Consider the following 20,685-nt stretch of genomic DNA (forward strand, 5'->3'; position numbering starts at 1 on the left):
GGTGCTTACTGTTTATAGTGATATCTGAATTCTTTCACCACTTTATAGCTGTAGGTTCCGGTATTATCCCTTTCCCTTAACTGAACCTGTTTTAATCGGTTAGCGCTGTCGTAGACATAGAGTTCCCTGATTCCTGACGGTGGCGTTATGGTGGTTACTCCTACCAAAGGATCATAGGTATATTTGGTGGTCATTCCCACAGGCTGAAAGGCATCAAGAGCCAGTAATAACTCAGCTTCTTTGGTGGGATCTGCTGCATCTTCATTGGACTTAGTTACGATAGTATTTATCATTCCTTCGATTTGACTATAGGTAGAGCCTACAACTTTGGCAATCGGCCTGGTCTTGTTATAACCCCAGACAATACTTACCGGAGTACCGTCTTTCTCCCTGTACTGGAGAATGTTTCCCTTTTCATCATATTTTTCATAGGTAACCTCCTTTGAGGAAATAGCAGGGCTTAATGCATCATAAGAATATTCAGCTAATGGAAGCACTAAATTTCCCGTGGTTGCATGGGGCAAAGCGGCTGGATAAACAGTCTCATCACGGGAGATCACTTTGGTGATATTATTTGCCGTTTGCTGTGTTTGGCTTTCTAAAGGGATGCCCACCATATTTTTATCAATCATCAGCTGGTTGTTTTTTTCATGGGCGTACTGATGCGTTTTTTCTGCTGTGGAAAGGTCTGGAAAAATTGTTTTCTCACTGGTCAGTTGATGGTGTTTAGGATTGGTGTAGAAATACTGGGTTTCTGTTTTCATGGCATTGCCGTTGAGATAATCTATTGTTTTCTGGGACTTCAGATACTCAAAACGCGAAATGTTCTTATACTGCATGATGTCAAGATTGTCCAGTTGATCAGCAAACGCAATGACTTCTCCAACACTTTTCCCATAACAAATATCTTTATACGTGATAGTTTGGTTATTTGCCCCTATGGCATGGCAGTTTTTATTTCCATCTGTAGTTGTATAGAAATGAGAATGGTTGGCACTGCAGTAGGTGTAATCATAGGTTCTCGCAACATCCTCTGCCGTGCAGGTTCTTGTTACATTTTGTGTTACCGGATGATCATAATTTTTTCTGATCGAAAAACCATCTACCTGATACTTGCGGTTGTTATCCTCTTCATAGTTCATTTCTATAGTCCGAACCAGGTTATTTCCGCTGTCCAGATATTGTGTCAGTTTCTCTTTTCCGTTATTCCAGCCTAAATTGGTCAGGACAGAGTTTCTGATGTTTTTTCCATACAGCACTTTGCCGAAATCATCAGCGTCTGTGGAATAATGGTGGATGATATTTGATTTTCCTTCAACAATCTCCTGAACGGTCTTGTAGAAAACATTGGGATGAGTAGCGAAGAGTTGATTGATATTCGTTGACGTTATGGTGTAGTACGGAAACCGCTCTACGCCTGTAGGGACATTCCCACCATTATTGCCCGGATTAGGTGTCGTATTGCAGGTCATTGTATAATCCAACTGCTCTTCAAACTCTGGAGTTCTCAGTACAATCGCTTCCGTGGTCTGTTCACCAAGATCATGGTAAACGAACTTTCTGGTTGTAGCGACTCCGTTTTCTGTGGTATCTACAATTTTAGCAATTCTTAACCCTCCAATGGGCTCTTCTTTGTCTCCTCTTACTTCCAGTGCTTCCGTATAAGTTGCTGATGCCTCCGCCTGTACGCATACAAAAAGGGTACTGAGCGACAGGGTAAGCATTTCGTTTTTGGGAATCATGGCATAATAGGCATAAGGTGCTGGAAGTGTAAGGGAAGTGGTTGGACTTGTCAGCATACCGCTTTGTGTTTTTTGATAAAGAGTGACACTTTGCCCATTCGCCCGTTTAAGCTGGGCAACAGCACGGTGTTTACCCGGAACTTCCCATTGGGCATCGCAGGCATCACTATTGAACCATGCTCCTCCGCCTATGGTAATTTCTTCATCTTTTACAGACATAAATGTAGTGGAGTTCGTTCCCTGCGGGCCACTGCTTCCTTTCTGTGCTCCAATCTGAACTCCATTCTTCTTTTCAGGGATAAGGACTACACCCTTTTCCACCACTGTATTGTTTTCGTAGAAAAATTCTGAAAAGCCTTTAGTGGGATACGTAATTTTTTGCAGTATTCCGATAGAAGTTTTAAAAGGGACAACACCTCTTGCAGAAGATTGATAACCGCTCCAACTCATAATTTTGGGGATATAGGGAAGCAGATTAGAGTTACTTTCAATTCCATTGAAATATCCCCAGTCATCCCTGCCAAATGAAAGCCTGGGTGGGAACTGGTCAGGCTGGTTATACTGAAAACTGTACGAACTGCCCGATACATTGTCAGAAACAGAATTCAGAAACAATCGGTTATTAGCGGTGAGGGTATAGTTTAAAGTAACATCATTGATCATGCTGTTATTCACTTTTTTGGTGATCTTTTGTAATCGTTTGTAGTCCGAACTTCCTCCCGACTGAAAATAATCAAATATAATTTCGCCCTGAGAAGGATTATTGCTGTAGATTCTTTTAATCTGCTTGCCATTAACCGTCTGGTTGTGGCTGATCAATTCGCTGACTTGAGGATACCTTATAAATGTGGGGTTTCCACAGGAAGAAAACATTGGCCCACTGTTGGGACTGGTATAGGATAAAGTCTGAGACTGGCTCATGGTAGCTGTATATCCACCCTCTACATTTTCGATAAATACAATTTCTCCGCTGGAAGTATCTTCAATTTTTGTCAGATACCAGGCTGTTGTAGAAATGCTGATCAAAGAATGTCCTGCACCCGAGGTACGGTTGGAGGTAGATTCTTTATCCGTAAAATAGTACTTGATACCATCATCCGTGGTAATGGTAAATGAATCCCCACCGCTTTTTCCTTCAATGATGATGTCTTTTTGAGAATAGATGACAGGAATTCCCTTCTTGTCAAAAATAAACTTGATTTGCATTCCCCCGAAACTGGCCATATATAAATCCTGTTCCGTATCTACATTATCATTAGAAGCATCCTGAAAAAACTGCATGGCTATAGGGTTATTAGCCCCTATCTCATCAAAATTGGTGGGTATAGAGACATTTGTGAGGTTATTTTCATCCGGAAGATCACGAATGATTCGGGTGATTACGCCTCCGGAAGTAAGCGTCCAGCCCAATCCTGTAGAGCCGTTCATATCGTCTACTTTTATCCCATTGGAAAAATAATTAAGTCTGATGGGAATGTTGATATTTTCAGTGGCAAAGGATGTTATAGGGATGTCTACATTGGCGTTCCCTGTAAAAAGGCTTACCGGAAGGTTTCCAAATGCTCCCAGTTTATAGGACTCCGAAGAAGGAGGAATGATATTAGGAAGTGTTGATTGCTTGCTGCCCGTAGTTTGTGCTAATGCAGTCCCAAGGGATAAACAGAAAAATAAACTGCTTATATTTTTTTTCATGATTGTGTTTTTATTGTTATTTTTTAATTAGCTTGGCATTCGCCGTTTTGTTGGTATCAGTTTTTATTGTCACCAGATAGGCTCCCTGAACCAAAGCCTGAGTGTTGATTTTGGTTACTTTGTTTGTGGTTTTCAGGTTTTGAAGCTGTCTTCCAGACATATCATACAACAGAATGTCAGCATCCTTAAAATCAAAGCCGATTTCTACGTAAGCATAGTCTGAAACAGGGTTTGGATAAATTTTGATGTCGTATTTCTCAATAAGCTGATCCACTTGTTTATCGCCCAGCTTTACAATCTTCCAGTTTTCTTTGCCCAGTTCTTCTGCACTTGTTCCGGCCAGAATAATAGAGCCGTCTCTGTTCAGTTTTACATCAGAAAGTCTTTCCTCTTTTTGTCTCGATTCTCCACTCACATGCTTTCTCCATGCTTCGTTCCCTAACTGGTCAATGTACAGTAGCCAAAATGTTTCATCATCCTTCTCTATTCTTCCTTCTGCCTGAGTATACCCTCCCAGCAATATTCCTTTGGTAAAGTCTTGATTCTTGGTTCTTGCATCCTGGCTCTGAATCACACTCATCCCCATCAGCACATCACGGTTTCCAAAGTTGTAGGACTTCTGCCATTGTTCTTCGCCTCTGTCGTTCAGTGCGATCAGCCAGAGGTCTGTTCCTTCTTCCAGGCCTACCGTTTTATTCCCTGATCTTTCTGATCTGGATTCTCCCCCCATCACAAAGCCATTTGAAGTCAACGCCAAGGTTCTGATATGATCATCTGCTTTCCCTCCAAAGTTCTTTTCCCATTCTACCTTTCCGTTTTTGTCGAGTTTTACAATCCAATAGTCGCCTTCACCGAAGCTGTCGCTTTGCTTTGAGGTTGCAGATAACAGGTTATGGGTTGCAGGTCTGTCAGACGGAATATTAGTGTTGGTCGTTGATTGCTGATTATTTGTCCTAACAGATGAGCTTCTTGAATAAATTCCGAGTAATGCTCCGCCGTCACGGGTTGGAATCATTTTTTCTACCTCATCTAACCCTTTTCCCCCTAGAATTAATTGGGATAATTCTTTTCCGTCTTTGTCCAATCTTGTTATTAAGACATCTTTTGAACCATAGCCTTTCATTTTGGAGTCCTGGGCGGAGGTGAAGGATCCTGCTATAAAAAATCCTGAATCCGTGGTTTGAATCACTGCTCTGGCTTCTTCATCGGAAGAACTTCCCAGAGTTTTCTGCCATAATTCATCGCCAAATTCATTGATTCTGATCAGCCAGATATCCGAGCCTCCTTTGGAATCTTCTTTTTTATCCAGTCCTTTTCCTGAATACGATGTTCCGGCTAATAAAAATCCGCCATCCTGGGTGGTGACGGTTGCGGATAAATAATCATGGTTGAATCCAGAGAAATATTTCTCCCAGACTTCCTGTCCCTGCTGGTTCAGTTTTACCAGATGAAAATCGTAACCGTTGTTTTGCTTACTTCCAGCCTCCAGCTTTCCGCTTCCTGACTGTATAGAACTTCCGGTGATCAGATACTGCTGATCGATGGTGGTAGTGACCTGGCTGAGAAAATCCTGAGTGGAGGATTTGAGGTCTTTCTGCCACACTACTTCCTGAGCGGATACGCCGAGGATTGTGCATAGAGTGAATGCACTGAGATAATTTTTTTTCATTCCCGTGTTGTTTTAAGTTAACATAGTTTGTTCTGATAGATCATGGTTAATCCAATTCTTTTTTATTATCTTTTTTGAGAATCAGATGCTTTTATAGGCTCAGAAATGTTTCAAAACTATTTATAATAATATTTTTTAGGGGTGAAAAATATTGTAATTTATGTGCATAAAATTGAGCGTCAATGTGTACACATTAAACTGATTTTTAGTATTTTAAAAGGTGTTGAAGAATATCCGCTGATTGGATTTAACTGACTAAAAAAATTATAGTTATTGCTTTTTACCCCTAATGGGCCGATGGTAAAAATCTGACCTATTTGTATGAATGTTACTTTGGTATATGCAAAAATATCCTCGTGAAGCAACAGCATGTCTTATACTATTTAAAAACATCTGTTTATGACTATTAAATTTTTAAAAGAGAAATTATTGGAAGCAGCCATACTATTACACCTCTTCGTCCTCTGCTTACAGAAATAAAAGAATTTTTAATAAAATGGCTCTTAAAAGGGGCTTTACCCTCTTCCGAAGTCCCTCCAGCCACTTCAATAAGCCTCTGGAGGGACTTCCAAACGGTCTCCACCCCCTTCATGAAGGGGCTATACCCCCTTAGGTAAGGGGGTAGACGGACTTGGATAAGGGGCTCCAGGGACTTCTGAAGAGGCTCCAGACCGTTATATAAGGGGCTCGGGACGGTTGCTATACTGCCTGGAGAGGGTTAGGAAGAGGGTAGAGGCGGTAAAATGCTATTTTAAAAAGCTGTTTCACTATCCACGCAGCTACTCTTCTTTGCTTTCTCAAATCATCCATTATAGCTAATAGAACTTTGCGTTTTAAAAAAAATCTAATCAGATATTTGTTTGAAACGCAAAGGCGCAAAGTTTTTAGGCTTACTGTATTTTTAAGACGCAAGAACATTTCGGCTTCGCTCAATGTGAGATTTCCAACCAGGAAATTATAATAAAGTATCAGAAAATTTTATCGGAGATAAAATCCTTGCGCCTTAAAAAAACATCCTTATGATAAGAGCTTGCGCCTTTGCGATTTCCAACCATTTTTAGCAACTCTTAAAATCTGTGAGTGAAGATAATGTATAGTATTTATTTTGTTTGAAACGCAAAGGCGCAAAGTTTTTAGGCTTACTATATTTTTAAGGCGCAAGAACATTTCGACTTTGATCAATGTGAGGTTTTCAACCAGGAAATTATAATAAACTATCAGAAATTTTATCGGAGATAAAATCCATGCGCCTTAAAAAGCGTCCTTATGATAAGCTCTTGCGCCTTTGCGATTTCCAACCATTTTTAGCAAATCTTAAAATCTGCAAGGGTGGATAATGTATACTATTTATTTTGTTTGAAACGCAAAGTCGCAAAGTTTTTAGGCTTACTGTATTTTTAAGAGGCAACAACATTTCGACTTTGATCAATGTGAGATTTTCACCCAAAAATCGGCAGATGAATAATCACAAAAAAAGCACGTTTTCACGTGCTCATGTGGAGAGAAGATGTATTTGCTAGTACTATTGACTAAGAAGAAGTATTAGGATCTGTTGAGGATGGAGGAGTTTGAATTTGCTGAGGAGTTTGTGTGGTTACAAAAAACTGTCTCATATCATCATAAATGACATTGGTTCCCGGTACATTCTCTTCAGAAAGAAATCTGATATTCCTGTAAAAGCTGATCGAGTTGTGATAATTGTCGTGATCCAGCAATACTTTGGTATCTGAAAGCTGTTCTGCTAAGGAATCCATCTGCTGCAGTCTTTGTTCAATCTGTTCTCTGGCGGTATAATCTTTGTCGAATTCTGCTTTATCCAGGAAGGGAGGAACATATTGCGGATACTGTTCCATATAGATTTTTGCTTTATTCACGAAGAGTTTGTTCTGTTCTGCAATTCTTCCGTATTGCTGTCGCTGTTCAGGAGTAAGATTGATGGTTTTTCCTGTAAGTACAGACTGGATGTCCTGAATCGCTTTGTCAATGGTTTCCAAATCTGTTTTTGAAAAGCTTACACTGATTAAATTGTCTAGCGCCATAATATTGTGTTTTTTGGTTGTTTGTTGAATCAAATATAGCGAGTGCAGGGCATAGAAAAATAGGGTGTTATAAGATTTTCAGAGTGTGTTCATCAGAAAGTGAAAACGGTATAACAGGGTTTGTTTTTTCTAGGTTTTTAAAGAAAAAAAGAGGGTATAAAAATGGAAATGGCGAAATAGGAGAGGAGACCCGTTTCACAGGATCATCATGAAGAACAGAGATTGTAATTAAGCTGTTTTTTAAGCACCGTTTTTATAAATATTTTTCTATATTTAAGCCTCATAAATGTTGAATTATCATGGAACATAAAATACATCAGGGACGCAATGTAAAACGATTCAGAGAAATGCTGGGCATCAAGCAGGAAGCATTGGCTCTTGACCTTGGGGACGACTGGAACCAGAAGAAAGTTTCTCTGCTGGAACAGAAAGAAATTATTGAAGACCCTTTACTGAAAAGAATTTCTGAAGTATTGAAAATTCCGGTGGAAGCGTTTCAGAATTTTGATGAGGAGCAGGCGGTGAATATTATTTCTAATACGTTTGGTGAGCATGCTTTCAGTAATTCATTTAATTATGGTACAATTAATTTTCATCCTATTGAGAAAATAGTTCAGTTGCATGATGAAAAAATTGCTCTTTATGAGAGGATGCTGAAGGAGAAGGATGAGATGATGGAGAGGTTGGAGAAGTTGATTGAGAAGGGATAACTTAAGATATAGAAAAAGGTTCAGCATGTGCTGAACCTTTTTTATTTTTTTAATACTTTTACAAAAATACCTAGAGTTTTAAAATCAATCGTTTCCTCATCTCTAAGAATGATAGGCTCAAAATTAGAATCGTAGGATTGAGGTAGCAATACTATTTCTTCATGATGCCATCCTTCTTCATCAGTTAATTTTTTGCTGGAATATTCTTTAATAGTGTAATTGCTTCCAAATTCTAAGTCAGCAATGTTTCTTCCCTCAACTAAAGTGATTAGTCCGTTACGAGAACCTCCGTTATATTTTTTGAACAAACAAATACTCCCATTGGGAATGATTTTATTCATTGATTCACCTATTACAGTGCATGCAAAATAATCATCTCTATTTTCTATACTATCAAGTTCTATAAATTTCACCTTTTCTAATTGCTGCAATTCAGAAAAAGAGCCTGCCGCAATATTTAAATCGTAGAAAGGAATTGAACTTTCTGTAGGAGTATTGGAAAATTTTATTGATTTCTTATCAGTGGAGTAAGGGTTATAAGATAGAATAAACTGCTGAAGAAAGCGTCTCAAATTTTCATTGCATGCATAAATATAAGTACCTTCTATTCCCCTCAACAATATGGTTTTATAAATATTGATAATAAAATCTAATAATTCTTCTTCATTTTTAATAGAGTTTTTACCATTCTTATCTTTATACTTTTGCTTATCAATAATAAATTTTCCAGATACAAAATCGTAATCCAATTCAGGTCCTATAATTACTCCTGTATAATTCAAATCATAACCTTGTGTAGTATGAATGCATCCAACCTCATTGATAGAATTAGGTGAATTGACCCAATCTACAGAAACACTGTTCCATTTTAATTGGTTTTCTCCAATAATAATATCATAAGCTTCAGTATTTTTGCTTGAAACCCATTCCCAGGCATATCCTGCTACCATCCTTGACAAACCATGAAGTTCGTTCTTCTTTTTTATTTTATCAATCATTTGAGATAAATCATCAAAAAGATAGAATTCATAGTCATCTGTTTTATATGGTTCTAAAGAAAGTGTAGCAGGTGCATCAAAAATTTTGTGAATTAATTTTATATAATTATTTCCACCACGTACCCGAAGTTGAGTTTTTAATTTTTCAACACGTGTTAAAGGTTCAGCTTCTAACTTTTTAAAACTACTTCTTTCTGCATCGGAAGGTTTTATAGATTGAAATTGATCATAAAAAATGATCGATTTATTACTTTGTAGAGTAACCCAATCTAGTTCAGAAGCAGTAAACTTATCTAATCCTAATTTTTCACAATTTGTATCAAATGTTCCAAAGTAAGATCCTAAATTTACTCTCCTTCTCAGCCGATGTCCTTCATCAACTATAATAAGATCATATTTGTTTTTTGCTAAATCTGAAGGTCCTATTACCATTTTTCCAGATAAGCCATTTACATTCTTAAATACATTAGAAATGGTTTTTCTAAATGATGCCATTGGAATTACTAATGCCATATTTAAATCCTTAAATTTATTTTTAACCCTTTTTAGTAAAAGGAAAAGGTCTTCATCATCTTCATCAAAATCAGCATAGTTGAAATCCTCTAAATTTGTTTTCAATAGTTTAAATAAAAAAATTGCTAAAATAGATTTACCAGTTCCAGCTCCTCCATGAATAAGACTGACTTTAGCATTTTCATCAAGTAAACAGTTTAGAATCATTTTCAATCCTTTGATCTGTTCTTTAGAAAGAGATTTATACGGAGAATATTTAAAAAGATCTGAGTTATTGATAAAGTCAAGAGAATGTCGGGATATACCTAGTTGTCTAAGTTCATCCCAAATGTCTTTGAATAAATCCCAATAAACTTTCTTTTCATGGTATTGATGATTAGAAATTCCCAGATTCCCATTTTGTAATGTGTATTGTCCGTCAGCTGAAATATATTTAATAAGATTTGATTCTAAATCTAAGGTAGCAGATTTGTGGAATAAATCACTTACAATAAGATTTACAGATGAAAGCTGTTTCTTTTCTTCTGACTTTAAGTGGGTATTTATTCTGGTTAATACATCTGTAGTTTCTCCAACATAAGCAGATTTAGTTTTTTTATTTTTCAAAAAATAAACTATTGGCCAGGATAAGTAGTCTTTATGATTATTATTTATTTTGGTTTCTATGAGGTGATCAAAATCGTATTCCTCTGTAATTGTAAAATTCTTCATTTCTTGTACTACAAATCATCGTACTTATTTGATTTTCCTTTTGCTTTTTCTACAGGATACTTCTCGTTATTTCTCTGTAACTTCTTTAGAATAATACTATTGATATCTATATTATTCTTATTTGCAAGGAGTAAACCATACATGAATACATCGGCTAATTCTTCTTCCAATTTATCTTTATCAAAATCTTCATTCTTCTTCCATAAAAATATTTCTAAAAGTTCAGATGCTTCAATGGATAAAGCTAATGCTAAATCTTTGGAATTATGAAACTGTTCCCAGTCTCTGTCATCACGAAATTTTAGAAGCTTTTCAATTGTACTTTTATCTATCATGAGCACTATTTAATAAATTGAAATCTAATTCAACCTTAAAAATAGTAAAAACTTGGGCATAATCATCTTGAAAATATTAGTTTATTCTTAGAATTTTAAGTTGATATGTACATTTAGACTGCTTAAGCATTTATAAATATTTGATAAATAGTTATATCATACTTTAACTCCCAAACTTCTTCACCCTAATAACCTTCTCCCTTACCTTAATCACAAAAGGCTCCAGTTGTACTATTTTCCCGGCTTCCACTTTGAAGGTATCAGTAGAGTGTTCGCAATAGGTATTGGCAGGCAGGGAGTTTTTGTTCAGTTCAATCCTGTAATTTCCGGAAGGTAGGAAGGAGGCAAATTCACCGTTATCATCGGTGATGATATGATGTACTAACTGTTCGTTACGGTAAATATTGAACAGGATACCTCCTGTTTTTGGGGTGAAATCTACTGCGGTTTTGGAATCAAAATCATAGGTTATTTTTCCCTGGGTAGTTCCGTTTTGATGAAGGGGAATCTGAAAAGAGTAGTGATGCTTGTCTACGGTAAATTCGGTTTCATCATAATACCAACCTTGCTGGATAACCTGTTTCAGGGCATACTTTCCGTAAGGGATAGAGCGGTAACTGATAGAACCTGAAGGGTCGGTTTTAAATGAAATATTGTTGAGCATGATAAGGTAGCCTGCCGCTTCTTTGTCGCCCTCATCATAGATATTGTTTTCGTTCAGGTCATAATAGACGAATGCTTTGATATCACCTTTTTTACCTGGATCCAGGGTGCTGTTTCTAAGGTTGACGGTCACTCCGGCTTCAATGGTCAACAGGTTATTGGTAAAACTTCCTGCCGTATAACTGAAGTAGGAAGAATTCAGATACAGGGCATATCTTTCCCTTGAATATTTCAGGTTCATAAAGCCTGAAGGTGATTTTCCGTACAGAACATCATCCGTATAAGAAACTCCTGTGGTCACATTGAGCTTATGGTCGAAGAAGTTTTTATTCACAAAAGCAGAAAGCGAAAGTTTTTTGTAGGGAGTGCTCTGGTTCATCATTTTTGAAAAAGCATACTCGGAAAGGAAATAACTTCCATGCTGATAAATACCGTTCACTGTGAGCCATTTGTAGCCATAGGTTCCGCTTACTTTCATCTGGAACTGCTGTTTGTCGTTGTCCGGATATTGCACCCATCCTGTCTCCATGCTCAGGATAGAGGTATGCTGTTTATCAGGGCTCAGCCAGGTAAGATATTCCGTAAAACGTTGTGCTTTGAGTTGTTTCGTATTCTCGTAAGGCTGGGCATTGAAAAAATTATTGTAGGAATTAGAATTTTCTTCCTGATACTGATAGCCGAGTCCCATCCCGAAATTCCCTTTTTTAGGGAAATTGATTCCTGTATCCAGTCTTATGTTGCTTGAGTTCAGAGTGTTGTCGTAAAAGTAGAATTTAGGTGAAAAATGGGAAGCCATAATGTTGGCATACACATAATGGTCTTTGAAAATCATCGTGGAAAAATTCTGCTGGATCTGTAAAATTCCTCTTCTGTTTCCAGGGTAATAATCGGTGCTGTAGAAATAATTTCCGTTCAGATTGACCTTTCTGATCTTCCCTGAATACTGGGATTCCAAAGCGAGAGAAGGTTTGGTAGACTGGTTATTTTCGTAAAAACTCAGTCCGCCGTACACTTTTGTATTTATTTTCCAGTCTTTCCCGAAGGCGTGCTGAAGGTCTGTTCCGGCCACATGATGTCTGGCCTTTTCATAAGGATCATCCCTGAAAATATACGTTCCGGAGATATTGCGGGACGCGTTTTGGGCTCCAAGGGTTCCTCTGGTATAGAATCCGTAGCCATACTTCAGAAATGAATTTCTTTCTATAAGGCTATAGGTCTGATCTACAAAACCTGCTTCAATTTTTGTGTCATTATCCGGAGAAGTGTAGGCATATTCCAGCCCTCTTCCAAACAGGGAAAGTTCGAGCATTTTGTTGATGTTTCCGATGGTGAATTCACTGTTTTCGCGACGATAGGTCAGATAAGTATTGTTGACAATAGGATCACTCTGATTCGTCATGGTATAGATATTTCCCCGGATGAAAACATATCCGGAAGGAAGGTTGAAGCCTCCCGAACCTACGAGCTGGTACATATCCAGATTTTCCCCGGCATGTCTGTAGCTTGCCGTGATGGTGTTCCTGGTGAAATTTGAAAAGGCGGTAGATTCAAGATCTTCATAACGCTGTACCGAAGAAACATTCTGTACAGTTACTGAGGTATTGCCGAATATTTCTCTATCCGGTTCCCTGAAACCTGCAATATTGACGGAAAGCTGGTTGCCCCGCGATCGTATTCTGGAAGGCAGAAAACGAAATACAAACACCGAATCCGTCTGCACGCTGATACTTCCTTTTTTCTCTATGAAAGCATTTCCTTGTTCTGCTTCGGGAATTTTAAATACAACCGTTACCTTCTGTTTTCTGTTGCCCAGATTGGAAACTCTTGCTCTGACCTCTACTGAATCAGTGACTTTATTCATATAGATCACTGGATTTTCTGCCGTGATGCGCATTGCATTATTTTCTCTGACCGTATACAGGATTTCTTTTTCTGCAGCTGTTTTATGCTGCGGGTCCGAAAGCCGGAACGTAAGTCGGGCATCTCCTGAAACGGCATTGTTGCTGACCACAATTTTTACGGGTAAAAAAAGATGTTCCCCGGATTTCATTTCGACCTGAAGACTGTTTCCTGAAATATTTCTGAAACCTTTAGGAATCGTGATGTTTACTTTTCCTTTGAAATCATTTGTGCTTTGATTGTCAAGAACGATGATCAGATCCAAAATCCCTGCTTTATCTGTTCTGGATTCATTACGGATATCAAGACTTACTCCGGAACTGCTTTGTGCCGGAATCCATATCTGGAACGAAATCAAAAAAATGAAAAAGATTTTTTTGAACAGGTCTTGAAGCATGGTTATTGGGGGATAATCTCGTATTGAAGGGTGGTGGAATATTCTTCCGATTTGGCATTAATCAGTCTTTCATCATTAGCTTTGGTGGAATATCTGATATCGTAATACAGGCTTGAATTTCCTGTAGAGCCTCCTGTAGCAATAAGCTGGGGAGAAGCACTCAGCAGGATAGGATATACATTACCTGTGTTTCCCGAAACGGGAATGAGATTCATTTTTACGGTTTCTAAAGGAATAAAATTTCCGGCTGGAGAGCTGAATTGTCCCTGAAGAGAATGTAATTTGATCTGATAATTGGTATTGCTTTTTACAATCAGTCCATTGGAATAGGTGACACTTACTCCGTTGACATAATCTGACATGCTTTTGAATTCCAGTGATCCGTTGACTGCTTTTGCTGAAAACTGAAGCGACATTTCGGGGACATCAGTAGGAGTTCCGCTGAGTGGTCCGATGTGAATCTGAAAATTATGATCAGCTCTGCCAATAATATTATTGTACTGGTCATACGCCGTAAACTGTACCGGAACATTAAATCTGGTCCAGGAAGGGTAGCTTCCCAGATAAGATCCTCCCATAACGGTCAGGCTGTATTTTACTTGCAGGTTATAGTAGCCGTTGGGCTGTGGCGGCTGATTGTACAGCGCTGCATTGGACTGCGGAATTAAAAAGACTTCCTGGTTGGCCTGAAGAAAAGTATTCAGCGGCATTCCGATCTGTGGAATCGTGGGTACAGGTCCCGGATAAGCTTGTCCTGAAGTGGAAACGGGCTGAAATGATATTTTGTTGGCAGGCATCGTATAGTTTCCTTCAGTAGAAGTGATAGGCTGTTTCAGCCTCATGGATATTTTCCAGTACGGAATATTAAATGCGCCATTACCAGCCAGAGTAAAGGTATAGGCATCAGGATTGGTATTTCCGCTGTAAGAATTAATCTGCAGATAGCTGTTTACCCATGAGTTGTAATTGACCTGTGAGAAGCAGTTCAGAGAAACCAACAGAAAGAAGCAGAAGAAAATTTTACTATTCATAGCTGAAACTTAATTCTCCTAATTCAAGATTGTTGTTGTCTCCGTAATCAATCATGACGGAAGCGGTATACTTTCCTTTTTCAAGGCTTGCCGGAATAGGGATATTCATTTCCCTTTTATTTCCGGGCATGGTGTAAAAGATAACGGGATCCAGCGATACTTTTTTTCCGGTTTGCGTATTCACAAAGTCGGAGTATATTTTTCCGTCTCCCCATATGTCACCCTGATTTTCAAAAAAAAGGTTGATGGTATGGGTTGTTTTTCCATATACCAGATTCTGGATTTCAAGTTTTTTGGTTTTGGCTGCAGGCAGTTTATGGAATAATTTGATTCCTGAGCGGATGCTTACTTTGATATTCGCTCCTTTATGATCCACGTCATCTACCGGATTCATCTGGCTTACATACAGAACGGCCGTATGGGTAGCCAGCTGGTCTGAAAGTGCATTCGGAGCGGTAAGAGTTACCTCAATATCTTTTTTTTCTCCGGGAGCCAGGGTAAAGTAATTCTCTTCTTTTTTGACCGAAACCCAACTTGCGCAGGAAGTGGGAAGCGTATTGGCGGGATACGTTATATTCTCACCTTTGCCGTCATACTCCCAGTCTCCCAAACTTATGGCAAGATCCAGAGAATTCTTGGCACTTACATTCGTCACCGTTATGGTCTGGGTATTGCTGTTTCCGTTTCCCGACTCAAAGTACAGTCTTGGCGGTGAAACCGAAACTCCTGTTTGTGCATACCCATGAAAAAAGGATAGGAAAAGAAGGCTGAAAAGGAGAAGAGAGAATCTGCTCATGGCGGAGATTAGTTTTTAAGTGTTGATAAAGTGCTGTGGTAGGTACAACACTTTATCATTACAAAATGATAGCTATTATTGAGAAATAATGGTATACGTAAGTTCAGTAGTGTATACTGTAGGATCTTGTCCGGCAATATAATTGTTCAGGTACTTATTATCTCCGGCTCCTTTGTATTCAATGTTGATTTTTTTGTCTACTCCTCCGGTAGAAGAAGTTACCAAAGTGGCTTCGTTAGTTGATAATTGTACACTCTGAGCATATTGAGCACCGTTTACAGCGTCAGAACCTGCGCTTGCTTTAATCTGGATGGTGTTAGCCTGGATGCTTTTACCTCCATACTCTAATGCATCGTTACCACCTCTTACTTTTACCTGGAATCCTCCTGTACTGTAGATGCTTAAATGATCTGCGTTTACAGAAGATACACCATTGGCATAGTCATCTTTAGTAAGGTAGTCTAAATTAACGACTTTTTGAGCGTTGTTAACAACAAGAGTCTGAATAGGTTTAAGTCTCACGTTAAGGGTTACATTCTTTTGTGCTTGTAATGTAGAGAATCCCAGGATAGCAAAAGATGCTAAGATAAAATTTTTCATAAGGTTAAGGATGTTTTTTTGTATTAATTGTTTTTAAAATTGCGGATGCAAAGGTAAATACAAAGAACATCAGGGCCTTTGTGAAAAGATACTTATTATTTGTGAATTTTTACAAACAGATTAGCGCACAACAATAAATACCTTTTATGAATAATTGCATAAAAAGTATCATTTAAATACTGATAAAATCACCATAAAGCAAATTTAATGTTTTATTAATCTTAAACACTAAACTTACTTAATACAAAGGGAATGAATAAATTGCAAAAGTATTATTCGTTGCATAGTTATTTTTATAGGCCTTGCTTAATTTTTTACTGAGAAATTAGAGTTAATATTAAAAAATTACGCTCATCACTCGGATTAGTGGCTAAATTTTTTATTGCATTTTTAATCTCATGATTGATGGGATATCTCTTCTGAACCACTCCTTTATGATGGTTGATAAGATGATATTCATCAGATCTTTCCCGGTTGCTTTCGGAATGTCCGATTGTATCACGATATTCATTATATTGTGCATTCAGCTGAAACCCTGACGGACTTGAGATTGTCACAGACTGAACTTCCCGGGAGGAAGACTCATTCCCATCGTCCGAAAACCCTGAGCCAATAGCAAGCATCTGTACCGGATAAAGCCTTACGTTAAGCCTTAAACCGTCTGCTGCCTGTGCAAATGATTTTGTAAAAGCAAAATATAACAAAATGAATAAAATGTACTTTGCAAGCATATAACCTATATTTTTCCCCAAAAGGTTACTTATGTAAATATACAAATTATTTCATTTCTGAGGGATTTTTTCCTGTATGTTTTTTGATGAAATTGGTAAAGTTTCCTTCATTGCTGAAACCCAGCTCATAAGAGATTTCAGAGATGGTAGCGTTTGAAAAGGCCAGTGCTTTTTTGCACTCGGTAATCAGCTTTTCAATGATGATATGTTTGGCTGTTTTTCCCAGTACATATTCTGTCATCTCGGTCAGTTTTCTTGAGGAGATATTCAATTCTCCTGCATAGTAGGCCACCTTTTTTGCTTTTTTATAATCTCTTTGTAAAAGCACTTTGAAGCGGTTCACATAATACATATAGTTGAATTTGATATCTTTTTTGATATCTTCAGTGGGAATATGAAAAAATGCGTCCAGCATCAGCCTTTCTATAGCATTGTGGGCAGCAGATATATATAGACTTTCATCCTTTTTCCGGAAACTTTCCATCCGTTCCAGAAATATGACCCTCATCTGCTCTATATTGTTGAATGGCGCTATAAATATTTCAGAATTATAATTGTAAAAAAGCTGTGAATTGATAAAAAGGCTGTCCTTGGTTGATCTTTCATAAAAACTGGATGAAAAAGCAATGGAATAGACATCTGATCTTTTGGTCTCCCCAAAAACGATTTTCTTTTGTGGTCCTACGAAGGCTATATTTCCCTTTTTTAATGAATACGGAACATTTTCTACCGTTAACTGGATGTCTTCAAGAATAATATAAATACAAAAATAGTCTAATGTGCTGAATTCTCTTCTGTAATTATTTCTGGTAATAATATAATCTAAACGATTGATACTGAATCCTATATTTTTTAACTGATCCGTGATTTTGTACATACATTATTGCTCATTCTGCCCAAGAAAAATTCTGGAAAATTATTGATATAAATATAAAAAATTTATCAAATATTGAGTTTTAAAGAAAAAAATTAAGTTGATCGAGATATTAAAATCCCGGATGGCTACTAAGTCATCCGGGAATATTCAGTATTTTTGATTCGTAATGAAATGAAATACAGTGCTGTAAGTTTGTTTGGCCGTGGGTTATGTGTTGAGGTCTGCGGGCAGAGGTCGTACTCTGGACATCCACCTTCTCAATCTCCACACGGGCAGATACACAAAAATCACGGACAGCACTCCTGCCAATATACCCACCACTACAGCCATGGCGGTAGCATCCAGTTTATAATCTTTGGAAAAATTGTACTGTCCGATAAAGAGCAGGGATAGTACAAGCAACCCTGTAATCAAACCATGTAAGATGCTTAGCCTGGTCATCAGTTTTTTAATATTCAGCTGTTCATCTACCGTAAACTCTATCGCTTCCTGACTGGCGGCATCCGTTACTCTTTTAATAATATCAATGGTAAGAACAACGGGAAGAAAAATAGCCATAGGAAGGGTAAGACGGGCCAGATTTTGAGTTCCCGAAAAAAAATGGGTGTACCCTAATTCTTTGAAGCTGGCGTAGGCGATAATGAAATTAAAAAACACATTCGGAAGGACATAGTAAATCGTACGCTTGATGAGAAAGCGTTTCAGGGTAGTTTTCTTAATGAGTTTCGGCTTCGGCGGCTTTATTTTAAATTTCATAGACAGGTGGTCAATAGCTCGATGGCTTTATCTTTTATCTGATGGGCTTCCTCTTTGGGAAGAAAATTTTCATTGGACATAAAGGTGAAGTCCATCTGCTGGTTGTACGTACTGGTGACTAAGGTATTGGAGTTCAGCCATGGGAAAGCCACAGTAGGACTGAATACCGTTTCCAGATTGAAATTTTTATAATCATTCGGGATATTGACCTTTCCCATATTGGATAAGGTTACATCATGTCCGCCTTCGCTGGATTTCAGCATATGGATCATGCGTTCCACAATGGGATGCATATGTTCGCCCATCCAGAGGAGTTCACGGGCTTCCATTTTACTGATTTTCTCAATAAGATTCCTTTTGATTTCTTTGGCATTGCTCATCACATTCTTGTTGTCTTTCTTCACGGAAAGTTCTACCGTTGGAGCGAAAGCAAATAAATGATCTTCTTTAATTTCCGGAATAAAATGACGCACATCTACAGGGCTGATCACCTTGCCTTTGGCACGGTCTCCCTGAACATCACGGAATGCCTGCATCACAGAAGAGCACAGTAAAGCATGTACAGAGATTCCGTTGGCTTTACATTTTTCAGTGATCAGCCGGGTTTCTTCCGGTGTCATTTTCCAGTGAATCGCGTAGTTTTTTCCTATGTTTCTCTTTTTACTTTTTCGTTGGATTGCAAAGAAAATTTTAGCAAACAGCAGATAAAGACCGGCTTTATATTTTTTAATTCCCGTATTAAAATCTGAAGGAAGAAAATCATCAACAGATTCAAAAGCAACATAAGGAATTAAAGGAGCATAAGGATTATCCAGTAAACTCAAAAGCTCACGCATTAAAGTTACTCCCGTAGTTCCGTCAGAAATACAGTGAGGCATGATCCAAAGGATTTCGGAAGTGTTCTGTCCTTTTACCCAGACTACTTCAGCCAGTGGTTTTTTAGGAGTTTCAAAAAGCTGGAACCATCCTTTTTCAGATTCTTTGAACCAATCCTCATCCGTTTTTCGCTCTACAATACGAAGCGGAATGGGTTCGATATCTCTTTGTCCCATAAAGAAAGGATATCGTCCGTTGTTATGATCAATGTTAGCTCTCAGCATCGGGTGTTTCTGCTGAATTCTTACTAAAGCTGTTTTAAAATTTTCTTCGGGAATCTCCCCGTTGATTCTTGCTGTATAAACACAGTTTAAAGGCGTTTCAGGATCTACATACATGATCCTTTCCACCATCATTAAAGGTCTTTTGATCATGATACTGCCATTTGTTTCAGTTGTGAATGTATAATCTGCATCACCTCATCACGGACTGCCAGAGCATCGGTGTAAGGCAAATATCCTTCGCTTCCCATGAATGAAAAATCCATTTTTCCACGATAAGTAGAGACTACAAGGGTCGTTGTATTTCCTAATGGGCCAATAACTGACGGACTGAAAATCGTCTCCACCGTAAACTCTTTGTATTCATGAGGAATCTGTATGCGTCCCAGATTGGAAAACATACAGTCATTGGATGACTTTCCGTTTTTTAACAGCCTGGTAAAATTCTTCAGTGCATCATGCCCGGACTCCATCACCATCATCGTGATGTAAGGATTCAGCTTTGAAGTCTTTTGTTCCACAGATTTCTGCATTGTCCTTAGATTGTCCTCAAAACTTAGCTTCTCATCAGAAGAAACCACAATCATCAGCCCGAAAGCGAAAATATGATCTTCTTTGATCTGGTTGGCAAACCTTCTGATATCTACCGGACAGGAAACCTTGTTGAAGGATTTTTCTCCTCTTACTTTTTTAAATGCCTGCAATACGGATGCACTCAAAAATGTATTGACGGTCACTTCATGAGATTTACAGTAATTAATCAACTCTTTGCTCAGGGTTTCATCCAGTTTCCAGTGGATCAGATAGTCATTCTGTCTTTCCACCGCTTTTTTACCTACGGGAATCCATTTGATTGCGGTAGCGGCCAGTCTTCCGATAAACTTAGCTTTCAGTTTCTGCCTGCGGCTGTTCAGAATATTGGAGGGAACAACATCCTGAATACCTAAGATGGGATTTTCAGTTCCAATATCGGCAGCCGGATTATCCAGTACCAAAAGAAATTCTTTTAAAAAAGCCATTGCAGAACCACCATCACATAAGCAATGATGGAACGCAAAAAGCATGTCAGAAACGTTTTCCCCTTTGATCCATACAAACCGGATCAGAGGTAATTTTTCGTAATTAAAAATGGTGTTCCATTCTCTCCTGGATTCTTCCTGCCATTGATCTTCACTTTGTCGGGTGATGATTCTTACGGGAATAGAAATAGGTTTTTCAGGAACATTAAACCATGGAATATTTTTTTCATCATGGCTGATCAATGCTTTCAGCCATGGATGTTTATTTTGAATTTGAGCCAGAGCCTGCTGGATCTCTTTTAAGGTGAAAGTACCTCTCAGTCTGAACGGAATGACCGCGTTAAAGGGTTCTGTACCGTCTCCCAATAACATGCGTTCACCAAATAACAATTTTCTTTTCATGTGTTGAT

15 protein-coding genes are annotated in these 20,685 nt (G+C 38.2%); 1 reads left to right on the plus strand and 14 read right to left on the minus strand.

Features of this window, described 5'->3' with window-relative positions:
- Positions 1-5: 5 nt before the first annotated feature.
- From JOE44_RS24500 to JOE44_RS24510, 3 genes are all read right to left on the minus strand, one after another.
- Positions 6-3,434 (minus strand): hypothetical protein, encoded by a 3,429-nt coding sequence (locus JOE44_RS24500; protein WP_209788731.1) that lies wholly within the window; start codon positions 3,432-3,434, stop codon positions 6-8.
- A gap of 16 nt (positions 3,435-3,450) precedes the next feature.
- Positions 3,451-5,103: a T9SS type A sorting domain-containing protein gene (locus tag JOE44_RS24505; protein WP_209788734.1), complete on the minus strand. Its 1,653-nt coding sequence runs from the start codon at positions 5,101-5,103 to the stop codon at positions 3,451-3,453.
- A gap of 1,529 nt (positions 5,104-6,632) precedes the next feature.
- Positions 6,633-7,142, minus strand: a complete 510-nt coding sequence (locus JOE44_RS24510; RefSeq protein ID WP_245169857.1) for a hypothetical protein — start codon at positions 7,140-7,142, stop codon at positions 6,633-6,635.
- Between the two features lie 299 nt (positions 7,143-7,441).
- On the opposite strand from JOE44_RS24510, the gene JOE44_RS24515 reads away from it, so the two are divergent.
- A complete protein-coding gene (locus tag JOE44_RS24515) occupies positions 7,442-7,852 on the plus strand; it encodes a helix-turn-helix transcriptional regulator (RefSeq protein WP_209788736.1) in 411 nt (136 codons plus the stop codon).
- 41 nt (positions 7,853-7,893) lie between these two features.
- Here the strand turns inward: JOE44_RS24515 and JOE44_RS24520 are convergent, their stop codons facing one another.
- From JOE44_RS24520 to JOE44_RS24570, 11 genes are all read right to left on the minus strand, one after another.
- Complete coding sequence (locus JOE44_RS24520; protein ID WP_209788738.1) at positions 7,894-10,074, minus strand: DNA/RNA helicase domain-containing protein; 2,181 nt, start codon at positions 10,072-10,074, stop codon at positions 7,894-7,896.
- A gap of 8 nt (positions 10,075-10,082) precedes the next feature.
- The gene (locus JOE44_RS24525) at positions 10,083-10,409 is read right to left on the minus strand and encodes a nucleotide pyrophosphohydrolase (RefSeq protein ID WP_077418536.1); all 327 of its coding nucleotides are present in this window, start codon (positions 10,407-10,409) and stop codon (positions 10,083-10,085) included.
- A gap of 163 nt (positions 10,410-10,572) precedes the next feature.
- Entirely contained in the window at positions 10,573-13,368 is a 2,796-nt protein-coding gene (locus JOE44_RS24530) for a hypothetical protein (protein WP_209788747.1), read from the minus strand.
- Positions 13,369-13,370: 2 nt separating this feature from the next.
- Entirely contained in the window at positions 13,371-14,399 is a 1,029-nt protein-coding gene (locus JOE44_RS24535; RefSeq protein ID WP_209788750.1) for a hypothetical protein, read from the minus strand.
- On the minus strand, positions 14,392-15,195 hold the full coding sequence (locus tag JOE44_RS24540) for a molecular chaperone (RefSeq protein WP_209788753.1): 804 nt from the start codon (positions 15,193-15,195) through the stop codon (positions 14,392-14,394). The genes JOE44_RS24535 and JOE44_RS24540 overlap by 8 nt, the downstream gene beginning before the upstream one ends.
- Before the next feature lie 75 nt (positions 15,196-15,270).
- Positions 15,271-15,795 (minus strand): hypothetical protein, encoded by a 525-nt coding sequence (locus JOE44_RS24545; RefSeq protein ID WP_209788756.1) that lies wholly within the window; start codon positions 15,793-15,795, stop codon positions 15,271-15,273.
- Positions 15,796-16,109: 314 nt separating this feature from the next.
- Positions 16,110-16,526 carry a hypothetical protein gene (locus tag JOE44_RS24550; RefSeq protein WP_209788759.1) on the minus strand — a complete coding sequence of 139 codons (417 nt, stop codon included), beginning with the start codon at positions 16,524-16,526 and terminating at the stop codon, positions 16,110-16,112.
- A gap of 46 nt (positions 16,527-16,572) precedes the next feature.
- Positions 16,573-17,403, minus strand: a complete 831-nt coding sequence (locus tag JOE44_RS24555) for an AraC family transcriptional regulator (protein ID WP_209788763.1) — start codon at positions 17,401-17,403, stop codon at positions 16,573-16,575.
- A gap of 207 nt (positions 17,404-17,610) precedes the next feature.
- Positions 17,611-18,159 (minus strand): hypothetical protein, encoded by a 549-nt coding sequence (locus JOE44_RS24560; protein WP_209788766.1) that lies wholly within the window; start codon positions 18,157-18,159, stop codon positions 17,611-17,613.
- Positions 18,156-19,409, minus strand: coding sequence for a hypothetical protein (locus JOE44_RS24565; RefSeq protein ID WP_209788768.1), 1,254 nt, complete (start codon positions 19,407-19,409; stop codon positions 18,156-18,158). Before JOE44_RS24565 ends, JOE44_RS24560 begins: the two co-directional genes overlap by 4 nt.
- Positions 19,406-20,677 (minus strand): condensation domain-containing protein, encoded by a 1,272-nt coding sequence (locus tag JOE44_RS24570; protein ID WP_245169858.1) that lies wholly within the window; start codon positions 20,675-20,677, stop codon positions 19,406-19,408. Before JOE44_RS24570 ends, JOE44_RS24565 begins: the two co-directional genes overlap by 4 nt.
- Positions 20,678-20,685: the final 8 nt, after the last annotated feature.

The sequence above is a fragment of the Chryseobacterium sp. PvR013 genome (assembly GCF_017833095.1).
Classification (GTDB): domain Bacteria; phylum Bacteroidota; class Bacteroidia; order Flavobacteriales; family Weeksellaceae; genus Chryseobacterium; species Chryseobacterium culicis_A.